Source organism: Coleofasciculus sp. (genome assembly GCF_046539235.1).
Taxonomy (GTDB): Bacteria; Cyanobacteriota; Cyanobacteriia; order Cyanobacteriales; family Coleofasciculaceae; genus Coleofasciculus.
The window spans coordinates 1-18,935 of the sequence record NZ_JBKHHI010000086.1 but is presented as its reverse complement, the minus strand read 5'-3'; the positions used below and the strand labels follow the sequence as shown (position 1 = coordinate 18,935).

Here is an 18,935-nt window from a genome sequence, read left to right as displayed (position 1 = left end):
GAACGGAAGCGCTAAAGCGCTGACTACGAACGGAAGCGCTAAAGCGCTGACTACGGACGGTGCGATCGCACAATTGTTAGCCAAGGCAATTCAACAAGCCAGACAGATTCAAGACGCGAAAGCTGAATCCTACGCCATTGGACAATTAGGCAAACTTTACGAACAGCAGCAGCAGTTAGCTGAGGCGCAAAAGTTAACGCAACAGGCGCTGAGTTTAGTGCAAGGAATTAATGCTGGCGATATTGCCTATTTATGGGAATGGCAACTGGGTCGAATTCAGGAAAAGCAAGGCAATATAAAGGATGCCGTCGCCGCTTATACTGTAGCCGTGGAAACCTTGCGATCGCTCCGTAGTGATTTGATTGCCCTGCCCAATTTACAATTCTACTTTCGAGAGCGGGTTGAACCCGTCTATCGTCAACTGGTGGGATTACTCCTAAAATCTGATCCGAGTCAGAAAAACCTGCAAAAAGCCCGCGAGGTGATTGAATCTCTCCAGCTTGCTGAATTAGATAACTTTTTTCGCCACACCTGTATCCAGGCGCAACCCCAGCAAATTGATCAGGTTGATCCCACGGCGGCGGTGATTTATCCGATTATTCTGCCAGACCGTTTAGCTGTGATTCTATCATTGCCGGGACAACCCCTGCGCCATTATCAAACTCAATTACCAGAAACAGAGGTGAACAACGCCTTTATCGAGCTCCGCAAATTCCTCAACCCGGTTCTATCAAACAAACAACGATTACGCTATTCCCAAGACATTTATGACTGGGTGATCCGACCCATAGAAGTCGAGTTAGCCGACAGTGGCGTTAAAACCCTCGTCTTTATTCTGGATGGGGCGTTGCGAAATCTGCCCATGGCAGCCCTTTATGATGGAGAACAGTATCTAATTGAAAAATATAGTGTCGCGGTTAGTCCTGGATTGCAACTATTAGAACCGCGTGCATTAGACCGAGAACGACTTCAGGCATTAATTGGTGGACTCAGCGAGGAACGTGGGGGGTTTTCTGCCTTACCTGGAGTCGAGTTGGAACTGAATAAAATCTCGGATCAAGTACCGTCTGAGATGCTTTTCAATCAGGAGTTTACCACAACCACACTTAAGCAAGAAATTAGTGCCGTTTCTTTCCCCGTGGTTCACCTTGCTACTCATGGTCAGTTTAGTTCTGAGGTGGAAGATACGTTTATCTTGACGTGGGAAGGTCAAGTTAATGTCAATGATTTGGATCAACTACTGCAAGTTCGAGAACGAGAGGATAGCCAACCGATTGAATTACTGGTTCTCAGTGCTTGCCAAACCGCAACCGGGGATCAACGAGCTGCCTTGGGATTAGCGGGTGTGGCGGTGCGTTCCGGCGCTCGCAGCACTCTGGCAACTCTGTGGTCAGTTCGCGACGAATCAACGGCTCAACTGATGGCTGAGTTTTACCAATACCTGACTCAAGCTGAAAACAACAAAGCGGAATCTCTGCGTCAGGCACAGCTTTCTATCTTGAAAAATCCTCAGTATGAGCATCCTTATTACTGGGCGCCGTTTGTTTTGGTGGGCAATTGGTTATAGAGCGTCGGTTCTACAGCGCCATGGCGTGTAAGTGAGGTAAACAGATCCCCGACAACTCCTACGAAGTCGGGGATCTGGCTGGGATAGAGTCTATTTGAGTTGTACAACTCAGGTGAAACTGAAAAAGCCAAGAGCATAACCTAAGAGTTATAAACCACAGACGTTTCGCCAATATTAAGTATTAGTAAAGAATGTTAATTAATTGTACAAATGATTTAGACGCGCTAGATCTTTTTTACTCTGATTGTCAAATAATGTAAATTAGTGTAAATTAGTTATCTCGATAAACATGGCTGTAGATTATGTTACTTAGTAACCTGTTTAATGTACCGCATAGCAGAGCAAACTGCTGTAAGCAACTCTGTCGCCCGATAGATATCTGACTGGAGGATTCCGGTTAAGATGCACCTACTCCCTGAATGTAAACACGACAACGTGACCACTCTGGCAATTCCTGGCGAATGAGGAATTTCATTGGGGGGACTAGTTCAACTGAGATTTGGTACTCTCGTGAGCAATTGGGATTATTGCGAAGATTACCCGGTAAAAACCCTGATTTTTCGTTGATGTACTCCTGTTTATTCAGAATCGTGACAGATGGCAGCTCAGGCTCATCAAAAATCCCGGAGGGGGATTATCCCAGAGCCAACCTAGATGTATTTTTGTGATCAACCTTACATAGAAAGACTTATTACAACATAAATCTTCTCATTTTTTACTCCTATGGGTTGAGGAAAATCTAGGCTGAAGACTGGCTATTATAAACGAAATTGTTTAAGATTAATAGTGTCATTCGCCAAGGCATTTACTGTTCAAGAGGATTATTATCGTGACTTGGCAACGTTACTACATTTATATCGGCTTCTTTCTCCTCAGTCTGTTGTGGCACATCCTACCGATTGAGGGACTACCCGTGCAGGCGCAAGAGGTTACGCCGGGTAGAACTTTAGCCAGTCGTTCGATGGTGACGGTAAGCTTCACACCGCCACCAACTGATGATCCACCCTTACCCAACAATACGGAAGGGGGAGGGACTCGTGATGGCGGATGTCCTCAAGATGCGAAGGCACTTGAGCCAACAATTACGCCTGTAATGCCCACGACTCGCCAAGGATTGACCGTTGCAGAGCGCCCGACATTTTTTGTTTATGTCCCTAAAACCACGGCGAAGCAGGTACTCTTTGTGCTCAAGGACGAAAATGAGGATTATTATTACGAAACAACCTTGCCCATACCCAAACAAGCAGGGATTATCAGCGTAAAGCTCCCCGATGAAGCATCCAAGCTAGAAGTTGGTAAAACGTATCATTGGTCGTTTCTGATGATTTGTGGCGCACAAGTTACGCCCGATAGTCCCGGAGTCCAAGGCGTGATTAAACGGATTAAGCCGAATGGAACATTAAATCAGCTAGACGGAGAACCTTTGCTAGAACAGGCTCTCCAGTATGGGGCAAATGGCATTTGGTTCGATACTCTGACAACCCTGGCTCAACTTAGACAATCTCATCCAGAGGATTCCTCCTTTCAAGTGGCTTGGGCAGACTTATTGAAATCAGTGGGACTCGATGCGATCGCCACTCAACCCCTTGTTAATTGACACTTCGTTAGGGAGTTTGTGGAAAGTATTTGATGCAGTGACGAAGGATGTAATCATGAAATATCCCATCTGTAGGGGCGCACCGACGTGCGCCCTTTATCGATGTGCGCCCTTTATCCAATGGTGTTTTTGCCGCCCAGATTCAGCGCATTGAGTTGAGCTTGGGCTTTTTGTAAAGACTCATACCATTCCTTTTGTGGATCACTGTCTGCCACAATGCCAGCACCCACTTGTCCCCAAACCGTTGCTCCAGCTTGAGACTGGCTAGATTTACGATACAGCAACGTGCGAATCAAAATATTTAAGTCGAGATTCCCCCGCCAATCTAAATAACCGCAAGAACCATAAAATAAGTTGCGCTTGACGGGTTCGAGTTCTTCAATAATTTCCATACAGCGAACTTTCGGACAACCCGTAATGGTGCCTCCAGGAAATACACCTCTAATTAAGTCTATCGGGTCACAGTTAGGACTAAGTGTTCCGATAATATTGCTAACCAAGTGCATAACGTGGCTGTAACGTTCAATAGTGAGAAGTTCATTCACTTGTACAGTTCCCCATTCACAAACTTTGCCGATATCATTGCGCTCTAAGTCAACTAACATGATATGTTCTGCTCTTTCCTTTTTATTAGCAATTAACTCCTGGGCTAACTGCTCATCTTGAGTTGAATTAACGCCACGTTTCCGCGTTCCAGCAATCGGTCTGGTCTCAACTTTTTTCCCGGATAACTGAATCAATCGCTCTGGCGAACAGCTAATCATTGCTCCCCACGGCGTTTGCCAATAACTGGCAAAGGGGGAAGGATTAATCTGTTGCAATGCTCGATAAATTGACCAGCTATCCAAAGCGGTATGTGCTTCAAACCGCAACGACAAATTCGCCTGGAAGATATCCCCAGCTTGAATATATCGTTTCGCTTGCTGCACCGCCGCTATATAATCTTGCTGGGAGCTGTGGAAAATGGGAGTGATGGGATTACTTTTGTCTGGTTTGGCTGGATTCTTTACTCCTGTTTCTCTATCCGCTTCCTCTAACTGACGTTGCAGGGAGTCGAGTTGAGTCGAATCTGTCGTCGCTAACCAGAGAATTTGCTGGTGATGATCTAGCACCGCAAAGGAGTCGGGTTCATACCAGTAGGCGATGGGGAAAGGTAGAGGATCAGTGTTTAGGTGGGGGAGTTGTTCAATCTCCCAGGCTAAGTCATATCCCAGCCATCCTAACCAACCCCCTGTAAAGGGAAGTTCAGCAGGTACAGGCGATTCTGGCTTTTTCACTTGAAGTAGGCGGCGCAGGAAGGGTAAAATATTTCCCATAGATGGAGTCCATAGTTGAGGGTGATGCTCAACAAAGCGAGGAGATCCCGCACAAATCGAATATCGAGCCAGATGGGTATTATGAGGTGTCACCGGGCTTTCTAAAAGAGTGGCAATGTGATAATTTTTAGCCAAATTTATTCCCTGTGTCGAATCTCCTCTAGGATGGAGAAATAGCGCATCAAAGACGTGTGAACCACTACGCTTAGCCAGAGGAAGCTTGCGCCAATGCCAAGGGTGTAGGGGGTTGAGGGAGGATGGGGTGGGTTCAAATAACTCAGTCGCGATCGCGGTATTCACATCCATTCTGTGGTAAATTTTTCCTGATGCTGTGCTTTTGGCTACAATATTTGTATAACATCAACCCTTTATAGACAAAAACAATTTAGTCAATTTACTGAGCGAGTGAATGTACCTATCAGTCTTCAAGACCGTAAGAATTCCGAAGCAATAGGTTTAAGCAAACTTGGGGAATTGAAGAATAAGCATCGATAAAATAGCGGCAATTTTTCAGCCAAAAGGTAATGAATGAATCTCTAACATTTTTACAAACAGGGCTACCCGAAGGTCCAATTGTTGCGTTTACTATTCTACTGTTAGTCAGTTTAACCATTCCGCCATTGTTCGAGCGCCTGGGATTGCCTGGGTTAGTCGGATTGCTGTTGGCAGGAGTCATCTTGGGTTCCAATGGTTTGCAGCTATTAGATGGTCAAACCGAGACCATGAAGCTGCTATCAGGTATTGGTAAAATTTACCTGATGTTTGTGGCTGGGCTAGAAATTGACTTGGTGCAGTTCCGCAAGAAAAAACATCGCTCCTTAGTTTTTGGATTGATGACCTTTATCGTACCACTCGTCGTCAGTATGATGATTGGGCGATTATTTGGTTTTGGTTGGAATACATCCCTGCTGATGGGTTCTTTATTTGCCTCCCATACTCTATTAGGGTATCCTATCGTCCAGCGGTTGGGTTTAGTTGAGAAAGAACCAGTCATTGTTACCATTGGCGCGACAATCTTTACTGATATTAGTGCGCTACTTGTTCTAGCCATCTGTGTTTCGATTAATGCGGGAGAATTTTCTCTGTATAGTTTGCTCCAGCAATTGGTGGCATTAGCGATTTACACCGCTATCGTTTTATTTGGCTTTGACTGGGTGGGAAAGGAACATTTTCGGCGGACGGGAGATGATGAAGGCAATCAATTTTTGTTTGTACTCCTGGCGGTGTTTCTAGCTTCGGTGGGGGCAGAAATTATTCAGGTAGATCAGATTGTCGGTGCCTTTATGGCAGGTTTGGCGGTTAATGATGTGGTGGGAAACTCACCGGTGAAAGAAAAAGTGGAGTTTGTGGGGAGTGTTTTATTTATCCCTTTTTTCTTTGTAGACATGGGCTTACTTCTGGACATTCCTGTGTTTATCGAAAGCCTCACCACCAGTTTTTGGCTAACGCTAGCAATTGTCGTGGGATTACTGGGGAGCAAATTCTTCGCCGCCGCGATCGCGAAATTCCTCTATCGTTACAGTTTTAACGAGATGATGGTAATGTGGTCCTTGTCTATCCCCCAAGTCGCCGCCACGCTAGCCGCCGCCTTGGTTGGCTTGCAGGTGGGGTTAATCACGGAAACTGTATTTAATAGCATCATTGTTTTAATGCTGATTACCTCTATCCTCGGTCCGCTACTGACTGGAAAATTTGCGCCGAAACTCCCTTTACCCAAAGCCAGCCCCAAAAGTAACCAGTCCAAACTTTGGTGGGAAAAACCTCACTCTAAACCGATAGAGGAACAAGAATCCGTTCCATTTACGATAATTGTACCTGTGAGCAAAAGTCAAACCAAGGGATATTTGATGGAAATGGCAGCACTGATAGCGCGTCATCAATCCGGTCAAATTATACCTCTGTCCATATCTCCATCTCGTACCTACATGGATGAACCCCAGATGCAGGTTAACCTACGACAAAGTCGGCGACTCCTACACAAAGCGCTAACCATTAGTTCTGAATTTGAAGCTGAGGCGAAACCTGTAGTGCGGATTGAGAATGACATCGCCTCTGGAATTGTTCACACCGCCCGGGAACAAGACGCCAGTTTAATTGTCATGAGTTGGCGCAAAAATACCGGATTGCGGGCACGTTTGTTTGGTACGATTATTAACCGGGTATTTTGGGCATCTCACTGTCCAGTTGCGGTGATGCGACTTTTAGATGAGCCAGTCAATCTACGTAAAATCTTGGTACCCGCCAAAAACTTCTCGCCCCAGACAATCCGCACGGTGAGATTTGCTCAACTCCTGGCTGATACTCATCAAGGGGAGGTGAAACTGCTGCACGTTTGTCCGGCTAAAACAGCACCTTCTGAAATGGCGGCGATTGAAGACGAGTATATCCATCTGTTGAATGTCACTGGCGGGCAGGTAAAATCAGAGGTGCAAGTGATTAAAGCTGACGATGTGGCGCTGGCGATTTTGAAAGTAGCTAAGTTAGCGGATATGGTCATTTTGCGCTCTTTGCGTCGCCGTACTATTGCGGGGTTAGCGGTGAGCGATATTACCACACAATTGATTAAGGAACTCACCTGCTCATTAGTGTTGTTTGGGGAACCGTATTGAAGCGGAGATGCCTAGGAGCAATCTTTCCGACGTTCCGGTGGAAGGTTGGTGTTAGGTAGGGGCGAAGTAGTTACGCATAAAAGTTATAGAACTTATTGCTATCCTTGCTCCGTAAATGCTTCGCCCCTATACCTCATAATACAAGCCAGGTATGCTTTTGTTGCGATCACTGCCTCCTAATCAAGCAAGATTTATGAGAAGAGCGATCGCATTCATTTCATCGCTCTACGCTTGCTTTTTCTTCAGGATTGAACCGACACCCATTGCACCGAATGCCAATACACCCAAAACCGAAGCAGGCTCTGGTACTGATGTTTTGGCACTAACTGTAATCTCCCCAGAATTTCGATCTAATTCAATTGAAGTTCCCATTTGATCGACATTCTCACGCAATCGCAATAGGCTACCAATCTCTCCAGATAAGAATTGTTCTCCGGTTACTCCCATACCCCCTCCGACGTTAAAATCACCAAACAGAGTTTGAGTCGAAGTATCAAAATTAAATTCAAAAAAAGGCGATTCAGATATTCCGTCAGTCACCGTATTAAACGACTGGAGCGGATTGTTGTCTGGATCGAAGAAAGAAACCATGAAGGATTCTAGGTTGTTTGTCGCTCCAGCACCACTTTCGGAAATGATAGTTGGGGCTGTGGTTTCGTCGTAGCTAAACATCCCCGTTGCTGAATAACCCGTATCCCCCTGCCAATTAAAGTTGAACGAGATCGCTTGGGCTTGTTGAGCGATCGCCACAGATAAAGCCGCCGAAGTTGCAGCGGTAACGGCAATTTTTGTGAAAATGTTTTGCATGACTCTCATTAAAATGGTGCTGTAAACCAAAAAATATACTATGGATTACTTTACTTCGCCAATGCCAATGAGTCAAATAAAGATTTGATGAAGTTGCGGTCAAACTAGGAAGTTTTGTGAATCGATAATTAATCTTAAGTTAACCTGGCGGGTTCGATGGGCTGGGTGCGAGATTTCTTGACGGCGTCTGCGCTACCTGTAGGGGCACGATATGTCCATTGGTGTCAACTTAAGCAATAGAAGGCTTAATGGTTGGTTTCCACATCCGCCAAGAACTGAAGTTCTTGGCTAATAGCGAAAGTCCACGCTTCGTGGACTGAAGATTAAAGAAGCCAGCCAATTGAGTCATCTTTAGATGACTTGAGCTATTAGCAAGGAAATTCATTTCCTTGCGGGTCATAAATTCTGTTTCTGCTGAGATAACAAGCGAGAACGAATTACACTTAAATCAGGTTGAACACTCAATAAACGCTGATGCACAGATTCAGCCAACTGCTCTCGAAGGTTAAGATAGGCTTCCACAGCATCTTGGTGTCGGAGATAATAACCAATTGTGGTATAAACATCAGATAACGATAGTGTTGAATAACGCTGAACAATGGATTCAGCAGAAGCACCATCCTGAAAAGCGCGAATCACTAACTCCAGCAAAACCCTTGAATTTCCGACTCGAATCGCTCCTGTTGAATCTTCAAAAAGAGGTGGCATTTCACGCTCTAAAGTCAGACTCATTTACTCATGCCTCCTACAGGTCTACATTATAAATAATCATAACTGAAATCAACCGCGCTCGGATTGGGTATCAGTTGTTGTTATCACTGGCACAAAATCTTTACTCATCACAGTTTTGCCTAAAATGAATCCCTACGCTATTATTCATCAAACTCAACGCCAACGAGTCAGCGATGGTATGACGCGATCGCTCCTGGAAAACTGCGAGAATGCGCCCCGCATCCTGGTACTCGTTTGGTCTCAACTTGGTGACTTTGACAGCCTCGAATACGCCTTCTGGTTACAGCGAGAGGCTGAACAGTTGCAGGCTAAGGGAATCGCCATTCGCGCTGTGGGGATTGGTAATCTCGATTCGGGAAAACAGTTTTGTCACTATACCGGATTTCCGGCGGAGTGGTTGTTTATTGATCCAGAGGCTCAATTGCATCGCCAGCTTAACCTCTATCCTGGGTTGGGTTTCAAACTTCCGGGACTTTCTACCACCCAAAGAGCCTGGTTGAATCTACTCTTAATGTGTGCGGGGATTGGTAGCCCTGGTACGCTTGCAGAAGTATTTCGCGGTTATCGGGGCGATCGCAACGCACCTCAGCTTATCGGCGATGAGGAAGTTATCAAGGCGAAACCCTTACCCCTGCTCAAAGGCTCATTTTTTCAATTCGCTGGGGGACGTGGATATCAGCGCCCCTTTGAACTCGCCACATTAAGACTACGGAATATGGTAGAAGTTTTAAGCCATTGGAAAACTTATGTTCCCAATCCCGCCTATATGACCCAGCGAGGTGCAACCTTCCTATTTGATACAGATGGGAAGCTACTGTACGAACATCGCGATCGCGGAATACTCGGCTTTGCTGCCAACATGAGCCGCCCCTTATCATTTTTAGATGAAATAGGGTAAAAGGGTAGAAGGGTAGAAGGGTAGCGATCGCATCGATTCCGGAATAAAAGTACAGACAATTGGTGATTGAGTAAGAAAGAAAGTTTTATGTAGGGGCGGGTTTTACTATTATCATTTTTTACCTCACCCAAAGGTAACTAAACCCGCCCCGATGTAGAGACGTAGCATGCTACGTCTCTACACTCCTTCAAAGATATACCCCAATCATGAACCATTATTATCCCAAACCAAATTACCCTTTCCTCTGGATTCCCAGTAATCTTCTCCTCAGCCTTCTCATCTTCATCAGCACAGCCAATGCCCAAATAATCCCCGATAACGATAACTTTTCAACCAACACCAACATTACTAATGGTGAGATTCAAGGCGGAATCCGCACCGGAAATCATCTCCTCCACAGTTTTGAGGAATTTTCTATTCCTAAAGACTCCCAAGCCATCTTTAAACTGATTCCCCAAAACATAGATATAGAAACTATTATCAGCCGCGTCACAGGCAGCAAAATGTCCATTATTGATGGTATCCTTGCCGCAGATGGCACTGCCAACCTAATCCTGATTAACCCCAACGGAATTATAGTTGGCGCTAATGCACAACTCAATATCGGTGGCTCCTTTTTAGCCAGTACCGCGAATAGTGTTATTTTTGCTGATGGCAGTGAATTCAGCACCACCAATACCCAACTCCCGCCCCTGCTCACCATTAACGTACCAATTGGTTTACAGTTTGGTGAAAATCCAGCACCGATTATTAATCAAGCAAATAGTAACCTGTCAGTAAACCCCGGTCAAACCTTAGCACTGGTGGGAGGAAATTTATCATTAAATAGAGCCAATCTGACAGCACCACAAGGACACATTGAATTGGGAAGTGTGGCGAGTTCTGGACAAGTGAATCTGACTCCTATAACCCCAGGTTTTGCCTTAGATTATTCAGATATACAACAATTTGGCACGATTGACTTAACCGATTCCACAGCCGTCAATACCAGTGATTTAGGTGCTGGTGGTGGTGGCAAAATTCGGGTGCGGGGGGGACAAGTCACCCTGACTCAAGGCTCAAACCTAGTGGCGGAAACCTTCGGTAATGTGAACGGCGGCGGGATTGATATTCAGGCAAATCAGGTGACATGGCAACAGGGTGCGTTTGCTTCTACCTCTACATTTGGTGCAGGTACAGGAGGCAATCTGACCATTCGTGCTGACCGAGTGAACGTGACTGGCACAACCCCTCTAGAACCCTCACGGCAGCTTCTATCCGGAACCTTGGATCCCCTTAATCCTAGTAATGGTTTATTTAGCGTAAGTGGTGGACAGGGTGATGCTGGACATTTAACCATTGAAACCAACCAATTGATTGTGCACAACGGCGCGGCTATTTTAACCACCGCATTGGCTGGGGGTGATGGTGGCGATTTAACCCTAAATGTTTCGGAGTTGGCAGATTTAACCAGTGGGTCTCTGTTAGCCACAGGAACCATCGCTCAAGGAAATGCCGGTGATTTTACCATAACCACAAATCAATTGAGAGTGCTAGAGGGTACATCCCTAAGCACCACTCCTGGCGGTATAAGTCAGGGTGAGGGGGGAAATATGACAATAACGGCTGAATGGGTGGAACTCAGAGGAACCCCAGCCGATGCGGTTGTTCCAGGCGGGTTGTTCACAGCGACGCTGGGTGCGGGGGATGCGGGTGATTTTACCCTGAATACAGGTCAACTCATTGTTGCGGATGGGTCACAAATCTCAGCGTCGGCGGCGGGTGGGGGACGAGGGGGAAATCTTATGATTAACGCCGATACGGTGGAATTGAGGGGAATTTCTGCTGATGGTCGGTTTTTGAGTGGGTTGTTTACTTCGTCATCGCTGTTAACTGTAGAAGGACAACGGGGAACAGCGCCCGCGGGAGATTTAATGATTACCACGCGCCGCTTAAGTGTACAGGATGGCGCTCAAATTTCCGCCGCGACAGGGAGTGCAGGGACAGCCGGAACGTTAACGATTAATGCGGCTGAATCAGTCACAGTGGCGGGTGTGGCGACGGGTGTTGATCCCGGTGTCGAACGAGTCTCCTTTGGCATCATTGGTGATGGTATCGTACCCAGTGCGATTGAAGCGAATACCAGTGGTGCTGGTGGCGCAGGGGATTTGCAGATTCAAACCAGAGAGTTAAATGTGTGGGATGGCGCAGAAGTTGGCGTCAGGGGAACAGCATCGGGTGCTGCTGGTAATTTAGATATCATCGCTGATTCGATTTGGCTGGACAATCAAGGGGCAATTAGTGCAGCTACAGTGGCGGGGACAGAGGGAAATATTCGACTGGAAGCATCAAATGTGTTGCTGCGGCGCAATAGTCGGATTACCACGAATACAGAGAACAGTGATGGCGGTAATATAACAATCGATACCAATACTCTAGTCGCGATCGATAATAGTGATATCACGGCTAATGCTCGTCAAGGTCGAGGTGGTCGTGTTAGTATTACAGCTCAAGGTATTTTTGGCATTCAGTTTCGGGATGAACTTACCCCCAATAGTGATATCACTGCCACATCAGATTTAGGACCACAATTTAATGGTCTGGTAACTTTAAATATTCAGGGAATTGACCCGAATCGGGGATTAGTTCGCTTACCGGAAAACTTTACTCAACCCAGTGATCAAATTGCCACAGGTTGTGTCGCTGAAACCGGAAATTCCTTTGTCGTGACGGGACGCGGTGGATTACCCGAAGACCCCAGTCAAATTTTACGCGGTCGAACCATTTGGCAAGATTGGCGTCCTCTGGATTTGGATGCGGAAAATCTGGAGGAGACGGGACATGGAGAGAATCGACAGCAATTCCCATCGACAAGAGAGGAAATATATCCAGGGGAAAACCTGACCTCTCGCCGTTCTTCTATTGTGGAGGCTAAAGGATGGGTTATTGATGCCGATGGTAATATCGAACTGGTGGCTGATATGCCTAATAATAGACTAAGGGGGTTGGAGTTATCCACAAAATCTTATTGTTATTCAATAAAACAGTAGGTTGGGTTGAGGTACGAGACCTAACAGAAGCCAATACTGCAAGGGATAGAGGATCAAGGGATAGAGGATCAGGGGAAGCAGGGGTAGCAGGGGAAGCAATGTAGAGACGTGCCATGGCGCGTCGGGAAGCAGGGGTAGCAGGGGAAGCAGGGGTAGCAGGGGAAGCAGGGGAAGCAGGGGTAGAAAAAGTTAAATTTAGAGGTTATCCGAGCGGTATTGCAACAGAAGCTAACTTGATACTGTTGGGTTTCACTCCGTTCAACCCAACCTACTTCAGTAATAACTTAAATTAACAATTACCTATGGGAAGTTTTATTCAGCAAAAATCATTTACATTACTTTTATTAACCGGGAATTTGTTTGTTGACTTACTGGTTTCAAGTAAGATAGCTCATGCCCAGGTTATACCTGATGACACATTGCCCCAAAATACAAGAGTCACAAAGAATGGTAATATTAGTGAGATTCAAAACGGCACAAGAGTAGGAAATAATCTATTCCACAGCTTTGAAGAGTTTTCTGTTTCTGAAGGTTCAACAGCATTGTTTGACCTGAGAACGATTAATCAGGATGTCCAAAATATTATTAATCGAGTTACAGGCAATAACTCATCAGAAATTAATGGCACAATTAAAGTTAATAATGCCGCAAATTTATTTTTAATTAATCCTCAAGGCATTGTCTTTGGCGCGAATGCAGAACTCGATATTAGAGGCTCATTTTTAGCCAGTACAGCCAATAGCATTCAGTTTCCCGATGGGCAGGAGTTTAGCGCCAGGAATTCCTCAACCCCACCCTTATTATCAATAAATGTACCCATTGGCTTGCAGTTTGGTGCAAATCCAGCTCCTATTGAGAATCAATCGACTGGTGGCTTACACTTAGATTCCCTTCAAACCTTAGCTTTAGTGGGTGGCGAACTGCGGTTTCCGGGAGGACATTTGACAGCACCTCAAGGGCGAATTGAATTAGGTAGTGTTGGTGAGAATAGTTTTGTCCAGATTACGCCAACGATTAATGGCTTCACTCTGGGATATGAACAAGTGAAAAATTTCCAAGATATTAACCTATCCCAGCAATCAGTCGTAGACGCTAGTGGTACAGGTAGCGGTTTTATTCAAGTTCGAGGCGCTCAGGTGAATCTGACGCAAGCGTCACAAATTCTGGCGAATACAGAAGGTGATATTGACGGCGGTGATATTACGATTCAAGCGGAACAATTGAACCTAAAAGAGGGCGCTTTTGTTTCGGCGTCTACCTTTGGTGATGGGGCAGCTGGTCGCTTGATGGTAAATGCTGCATCGGTGGAAATTATTGGCATAAGAAATCTACAAGAGGTATTAGATACACTGTTTGAGGAGAAAACAATTACCCTTCCGGAGTTGGGTACGGGTCTATTTTCGCTAAGTTTCGGTTCTGGTGCGGCAAATAGCTTAATCATTAATACGGAAACATTAAGTTTGCAAGAGGGTGGTTTTATCTCAACCTCTCCCTTTAGCACTGGTTCAGGCGGTGATATGATGGTGAGAGCGTCTGAATCGGTGGAATTGGTGGGTTCAGAACTATTTGCTGATAGTTATGGCAAGGGAGATGCAGGTCAACTAACCGTACAAACCCGACAGTTAAGGGCTAGCGAAGGAGGTGGAATATTTAACTCTACCTTTGATGCAGGGCGTGGCGGAAATTTGTTCATTCAAGCATCCGATTCGATTGAACTGATTGGTACGACACCCGATGGTCGATTCAAAAGTGCTATTGCTTCTAATGCTTTTGAGGATGCGACTCAAGCCAGGGGAAATGTGATCATTGAAACTCGACGCTTAACCATTCAGGATGGTGCGGGAATTGGTGCGGCGACATTCGGTACAGCTCAAGGTGGAACGGTGAATGTTCGGGCGTCAGATAGTGTGGAACTAATTGGCACTTCGGCGAATGGTCAAGAATTGAGTAGTTTGAATACCCAAAGTTTTGGCACAGGTGCGGCGGGGGATATTGAGGTTTATACTAGGCGATTAGTCCTGCGTGATGGCGGAGTGATTTCAACCACCACCCAAAATGCTGGGCGGGCGGGACGATTGGTGGTTAGAACATCAGAGTCTGTGGAACTGAGTGGTGTTTCCGCCGATGGCAAGTTTCCCAGTAGTTTGCGCTCAGATGCTTCTTCTGATTCCGTTCCCAGTGGCTTTATTCCACCGCCTCAGACTGAGGTATTAGGGGAAGCGGGGGATGTAACGATTGATACAAGACGTTTAATCATCAGAAATGGAGCGGAAATTACAGTTAATGGGGAAAAGTTAGCCGCCGCAGGAAACTTAGGAATAGAGGCTGATTTGATCAGGTTAAGTAACGGGGGTACAATTTCGGCGACTACGGTTGCAGGAACTGGCGGGAATATCACGCTGCAAACGCAGAATTTGTTGCTACAGAATCAGAGTCAAATCAGCACGAATGCTGAGAATGCTAATGGTGGTAATATTACGATTGATACAGGTAATTTAGTGGCACTTAATAATAGCGATATTAGTGCCAATGCTCAAGTGGGAACAGGGGGTCGGGTTACGGTTAATGCGTTTGGTATTTTTGGTACACAATTTCGAGAAAGGTTAACTCCAGAGAGTGATATTACGGCGACATCAGCACTTGGACCTGAGTTTAAAGGTATGGTCAATATCAACATAGAGAATATTGATCCCAATCAGGGATTAGTCCGGTTACCGGAAAACTTTATTGAATCCAATAACCAAATTGCTACAGGTTGTGCTGCGGATGAAGGTAATTCCTTTGTGGTAACTGGGCGGGGAGGTTTACCCGAAGACCCCACTCAAACCCTGCGAGGTCGAACCCTTTGGCAGGATTTACGAACGCTGGTGTTGAATGAAGATGAAGGAGATTATGTAGAGACTTTGCATGCAACGTCTGGGAGCGGGGCTAGTAGAGACGTGACTGTAGAAAGTCTGGGAGATAGGGGAGAATCTGCTTCTGAGCGTCGCTTACCCATTGTAGAAGCTCAAGGATGGATCATTAATTCTCAAGGTCAGGTTGAGTTAGTGGCTCATGTTCCTGAAGTTACTCCCCACAGTTCCTTGTATGGATCAGCAACATGCTTAAATTAAGTTATAAGTATGTCCTCGAACGAAATTAAGCCCTGAACTAAAGTTCTGGCTCAAAGCATAAACCCGTTAAAACGGGTGCAAAGACTTACCTAGGACTTGCTGCATTAATGTAGAAAGTAGACAAGATGAGGGTTTCAAGCCCTTTTTCGACCTTGCCAAGGGCAAGGAATAAACCCTTGAGAGGTGAAAAAACTGACCAAACAGTCAGCTTCCGCTTACTTGAGCTTAAAGATTAAAAAAATTATTTTCTGGGTCTAAATTGACGATATTCAGATCAAGGAGCGTGCTATTCCATTTAGGAAAACTTGTTACCCAATAACTGAGCAACCCAACTAGCCCTTATTCATAATATTCATAAGTCATCGTTTTATTCTTTCCCTCATGACTTTTTTGCCCCGCATCAGACTGAAAATGGCTGTAAGGCGATCGCGAACTCAAAAAATAGCGCTAATCCCCTCACGCCTCAAGGTTTTCAGTCGCTGTATCGGGTTAGGATTACTCACATTGTTCCTGATAACGTGGGTTTTTCCCACCCAAGCGCAGCATCCGCCGATACCGCTTACGGGATCAACTCAGACTCAATTCTTGAGTCGGAAACTCTTAATAGGAAACAAGGAACAGGATAGAAACTCAGTTCAGGAGGATAACAATGCTTTAACTCAACTCGAACAAGGCAAAGCCTTCTATGCGGCGGGGCGCTTTTGGCAAGCGATTAGGGTTTGGCAACAGGCGATGCAAGCGTATCAAGCTCAAGGCGATCGCATCCACCATGCCCTGAGTTTAAGTTATCTCTCCTTAGCCTATCAAGAGTTGGGACAATGGCATGAGGCAGAACAAACGATTACCCAAAGCTTAAATCTAGTCGCTAATCTCCTCAAACCCACCCCCAATCATCAACGCCTCCTCGCCCAACTGCTGAATACTCAAGCCAGTCTCCACTACGTCCAAGGACAAATGGAAGCGGCTTTAGAAACCTGGAAACAGGCAGAACAGGCGTATCAAGACGCGGGGGATCAAACAGGTATATTCGGGAGCCAAATTAACCAAGCACAAGTTTTACAAGCGTTGGGACTCTATCGGCGATCGCAGATTACCTTAGAGCGAGTGCAAACCCAACTCCAAACTCAACCCGATTCGTCACTCAAAGCCGCCGGATTAAGGAGTCTGGGCGTCGCGTTGCAAGTGGTGGGTAATCTGGAGGAATCACAACAGGTGTTGCAGCAAAGTTTGGCTATAACTCAGGGCTTCGATTCAGCATCGGATCAAAGTGCGACGCTATTTAGCCTGGGAAATACAGCTAGAGCGTTACAGGAATTTGAAGATGCGATCGCCTATTATCAACAAGCCGCCTCAACAGCAACCACCACTCTCACCCAAGTGGAAGCCCAACTCAACCAACTCAGCCTGCTGATTGAAACTCAAAATTGGACAGACGCTCAAACCTTAGTCCCCCAAATTTACGCTCAATTATCCAACTTACCCCTAAATCGGGCGGCGGTTTATGCTCAAGTGAATTTCGCTGAGAGTTTGATAAAAATGGGGAGCAATGTAGACTACACTAAACCCGCCCTGCTTGGGGAACGGGATATAATTACCCCAGCCCCAATCCCCAATCCCAGCGCGATCGCACAATTGTTAGCTAGAGCGATCCACCAAGCCAGACAGCTTAATGATAAGAGAGCCGAGTCTTACGCCTTGGGTCAATTGGGACATCTTTATATGGAGACACAGCAGTGGTTAGAGGCGCGAGGGTTAACGGAGGAAGCATTAAGTTTGGCGCAAGGAATACAAGCCACTGAAATCGCCTACCGTTGGCAATGGCAACTGAGTCAGATACTCCAACATCAAGGTAATCTGACAGGCGCGATCGCGGCAAATCGGGAAGCCGTTCATACCCTGCAATCCCTACGCCGTGATTTGGTGGCGATTAATCCTGATGTGCAATTTTCCTTTCGGGAAACCGTTGAACCCATTTATCGCAATTTGGTGGAATTGCTCTTAAGCAATCAGCCCACACCAGAGCTGCTCACCCAAGCGCGTGAAACCATTGAATCCCTGAGATTGGCGGAACTAGAGAACTTCTTTCGGGAAGCCTGTTGGCAAGTTCAACGCCAAACCATTGACCAGATTGATCCCCAGGCTTCGGTAATTTACCCGATTATTTTGCCTGATCATTTTGCCGTGATTGTCTCCCTACCCGGAAAACCCCTGCGCTATTTTCAAACGGATGTAGCTCAGACTCAAATAGACAGCACTATTGAGCAGCTACTACAAGCCTTAAATCCAGTATGGTCAAACAAAGAACGGTTACGCCTTTCCCAACAACTTTATGATTGGTTGATCCGACCGATTGAACCTGAATTAAAAGAGAATGAGATTAAAACCCTCGTCTTCGTTTTGGATGATGCTTTGCGAAATTTGCCCATGGCGGCGCTCTACGATGGACAGCAGTATCTGATTGAAAACTACAATATCGCGCTATCCGTAGGATTACAACTGATCGAGCCGCGATCGCTCCTTCCCCAACAACTGAAAGCGTTAACCGCTGGACTCACCGAGGCGCGGGGCGGTTTTCCGGCTCTCCCCGCGGTGGAGTTGGAAGTGCAAAACATCGCTGCCCAAATTCCGACTAAGGTCTTTTTAAATCAACAGTTTACCCATCAAACGCTGCAAGAGCAAATTGAAGCGACTCCTTTCCCAGTGGTTCATCTAGCGACTCACGGACAGTTTAGCTCCAAAGCCGAGAACACATTTCTGCTCACTTGGAATGGGCGGATCAAGGTGAAAGATTTGGATCAACTCCTGCAAACCAGACAGCGACAGAATACCAACCCGATTGAACTGCTGGTTCTCAGTGCTTGCCAAACGGCGACAGGGGACAAGCGAGCGGCTTTGGGACTGGCTGGATTAGCCGTGCGATCGGGCGCTCGTAGTACTCTAGCAACCTTATGGTCAGTTAATGATGAATCGACGGCTCAGTTGATGGTTGAGTTTTATCGACAACTCACTCAATCTCAAGTGAGTAAAGCCCAAGCCCTGCGTCAGGCTCAACTCACTCTCCTACGTCAACCTAATTATCAGCATCCCTTTTACTGGGCGCCCTTTGTCTTAGTCGGAAATTGGCTTTGACGCAAAGGCTGTTCCCTGTTAATACAGAAGGCAGAGGGCAGAGGGGAACAGTAGTGCGAGCGTCTCGCTCGCTATTGGTTTGCCTCGCTATTGGTTTGCCTCGCTATTGGTTTGCCTCGCTATTGGTTTGCCTCGCTA

General features: G+C 46.2%; 11 protein-coding genes. 8 read left to right on the top strand and 3 right to left on the bottom strand.

Annotated elements, in window-relative coordinates:
- Both ACLFWI_RS10355 and ACLFWI_RS10350 read left to right on the top strand, forming a co-directional pair.
- Positions 1–1,567, top strand: a 1,567-nt coding sequence (locus tag ACLFWI_RS10355; protein ID WP_446412876.1) for a CHAT domain-containing protein, incomplete at its 5' end; no start/stop codon positions are given.
- A gap of 829 nt (positions 1,568–2,396) precedes the next feature.
- Entirely contained in the window at positions 2,397–3,164 is a 768-nt protein-coding gene (locus ACLFWI_RS10350) for a DUF928 domain-containing protein (RefSeq protein ID WP_446412875.1), read from the top strand.
- A gap of 113 nt (positions 3,165–3,277) precedes the next feature.
- Here the strand turns inward: ACLFWI_RS10350 and ACLFWI_RS10345 are convergent, their stop codons facing one another.
- On the bottom strand, positions 3,278–4,786 hold the full coding sequence (locus tag ACLFWI_RS10345; RefSeq protein ID WP_446412874.1) for an anthranilate synthase component I: 1,509 nt from the start codon (positions 4,784–4,786) through the stop codon (positions 3,278–3,280).
- A gap of 218 nt (positions 4,787–5,004) precedes the next feature.
- Between ACLFWI_RS10345 and ACLFWI_RS10340 the strand changes: the two genes are divergently transcribed.
- Complete coding sequence (locus tag ACLFWI_RS10340; RefSeq protein ID WP_446412873.1) at positions 5,005–7,089, top strand: cation:proton antiporter domain-containing protein; 2,085 nt, start codon at positions 5,005–5,007, stop codon at positions 7,087–7,089.
- Between the two features lie 225 nt (positions 7,090–7,314).
- Here ACLFWI_RS10340 and ACLFWI_RS10335 read toward each other — a convergent pair whose 3' ends face one another.
- On the bottom strand, positions 7,315–7,896 hold the full coding sequence (locus ACLFWI_RS10335) for a PEP-CTERM sorting domain-containing protein (RefSeq protein ID WP_446412872.1): 582 nt from the start codon (positions 7,894–7,896) through the stop codon (positions 7,315–7,317).
- Positions 7,897–8,292: 396 nt separating this feature from the next.
- Positions 8,293–8,628, bottom strand: a complete 336-nt coding sequence (locus tag ACLFWI_RS10330) for a DUF433 domain-containing protein (protein WP_446412871.1) — start codon at positions 8,626–8,628, stop codon at positions 8,293–8,295.
- Between the two features lie 124 nt (positions 8,629–8,752).
- Here ACLFWI_RS10330 and ACLFWI_RS10325 point away from each other — a divergent pair, with 124 nt between their 5' ends.
- The 5 genes from ACLFWI_RS10325 to ACLFWI_RS10305 all read left to right on the top strand — a co-directional run bounded on the left by ACLFWI_RS10325 (position 8,753) and on the right by ACLFWI_RS10305 (position 18,797).
- Positions 8,753–9,526 (top strand): AhpC/TSA family protein, encoded by a 774-nt coding sequence (locus ACLFWI_RS10325; RefSeq protein WP_446412870.1) that lies wholly within the window; start codon positions 8,753–8,755, stop codon positions 9,524–9,526.
- Positions 9,527–9,732: 206 nt separating this feature from the next.
- Complete coding sequence (locus ACLFWI_RS10320; protein ID WP_446412869.1) at positions 9,733–12,555, top strand: two-partner secretion domain-containing protein; 2,823 nt, start codon at positions 9,733–9,735, stop codon at positions 12,553–12,555.
- 113 nt (positions 12,556–12,668) lie between these two features.
- Positions 12,669–12,848 (top strand): hypothetical protein, encoded by a 180-nt coding sequence (locus ACLFWI_RS10315; RefSeq protein ID WP_446406554.1) that lies wholly within the window; start codon positions 12,669–12,671, stop codon positions 12,846–12,848.
- A gap of 9 nt (positions 12,849–12,857) precedes the next feature.
- Positions 12,858–15,668, top strand: a complete 2,811-nt coding sequence (locus ACLFWI_RS10310; RefSeq protein ID WP_446412868.1) for a two-partner secretion domain-containing protein — start codon at positions 12,858–12,860, stop codon at positions 15,666–15,668.
- Between the two features lie 381 nt (positions 15,669–16,049).
- Positions 16,050–18,797: a CHAT domain-containing protein gene (locus ACLFWI_RS10305; RefSeq protein WP_446412867.1), complete on the top strand. Its 2,748-nt coding sequence runs from the start codon at positions 16,050–16,052 to the stop codon at positions 18,795–18,797.
- Positions 18,798–18,935 lie beyond the last annotated feature (138 nt).

Bases quoted from the DNA above. Each gene is read 5' to 3' on its own strand.
- ACLFWI_RS10325 (WP_446412870.1), top strand. From the start codon at position 8,753: ATGAATCCCTACGCTATTATTCATCAAACTCAACGCCAACGAGTCAGC.
- ACLFWI_RS10335 (WP_446412872.1), bottom strand. From the start codon at position 7,896: ATGCAAAACATTTTCACAAAAATTGCCGTTACCGCTGCAACTTCGGCG.
- ACLFWI_RS10345 (WP_446412874.1), bottom strand. From the start codon at position 4,786: ATGGATGTGAATACCGCGATCGCGACTGAGTTATTTGAACCCACCCCA.
- ACLFWI_RS10340 (WP_446412873.1), top strand. From the start codon at position 5,005: ATGAATGAATCTCTAACATTTTTACAAACAGGGCTACCCGAAGGTCCA.
- ACLFWI_RS10310 (WP_446412868.1), top strand. From the start codon at position 12,858: ATGGGAAGTTTTATTCAGCAAAAATCATTTACATTACTTTTATTAACC.
- ACLFWI_RS10315 (WP_446406554.1), top strand. From the start codon at position 12,669: ATGGCGCGTCGGGAAGCAGGGGTAGCAGGGGAAGCAGGGGTAGCAGGG.
- ACLFWI_RS10320 (WP_446412869.1), top strand. From the start codon at position 9,733: ATGAACCATTATTATCCCAAACCAAATTACCCTTTCCTCTGGATTCCC.
- ACLFWI_RS10305 (WP_446412867.1), top strand. From the start codon at position 16,050: ATGACTTTTTTGCCCCGCATCAGACTGAAAATGGCTGTAAGGCGATCG.
- ACLFWI_RS10330 (WP_446412871.1), bottom strand. From the start codon at position 8,628: ATGAGTCTGACTTTAGAGCGTGAAATGCCACCTCTTTTTGAAGATTCA.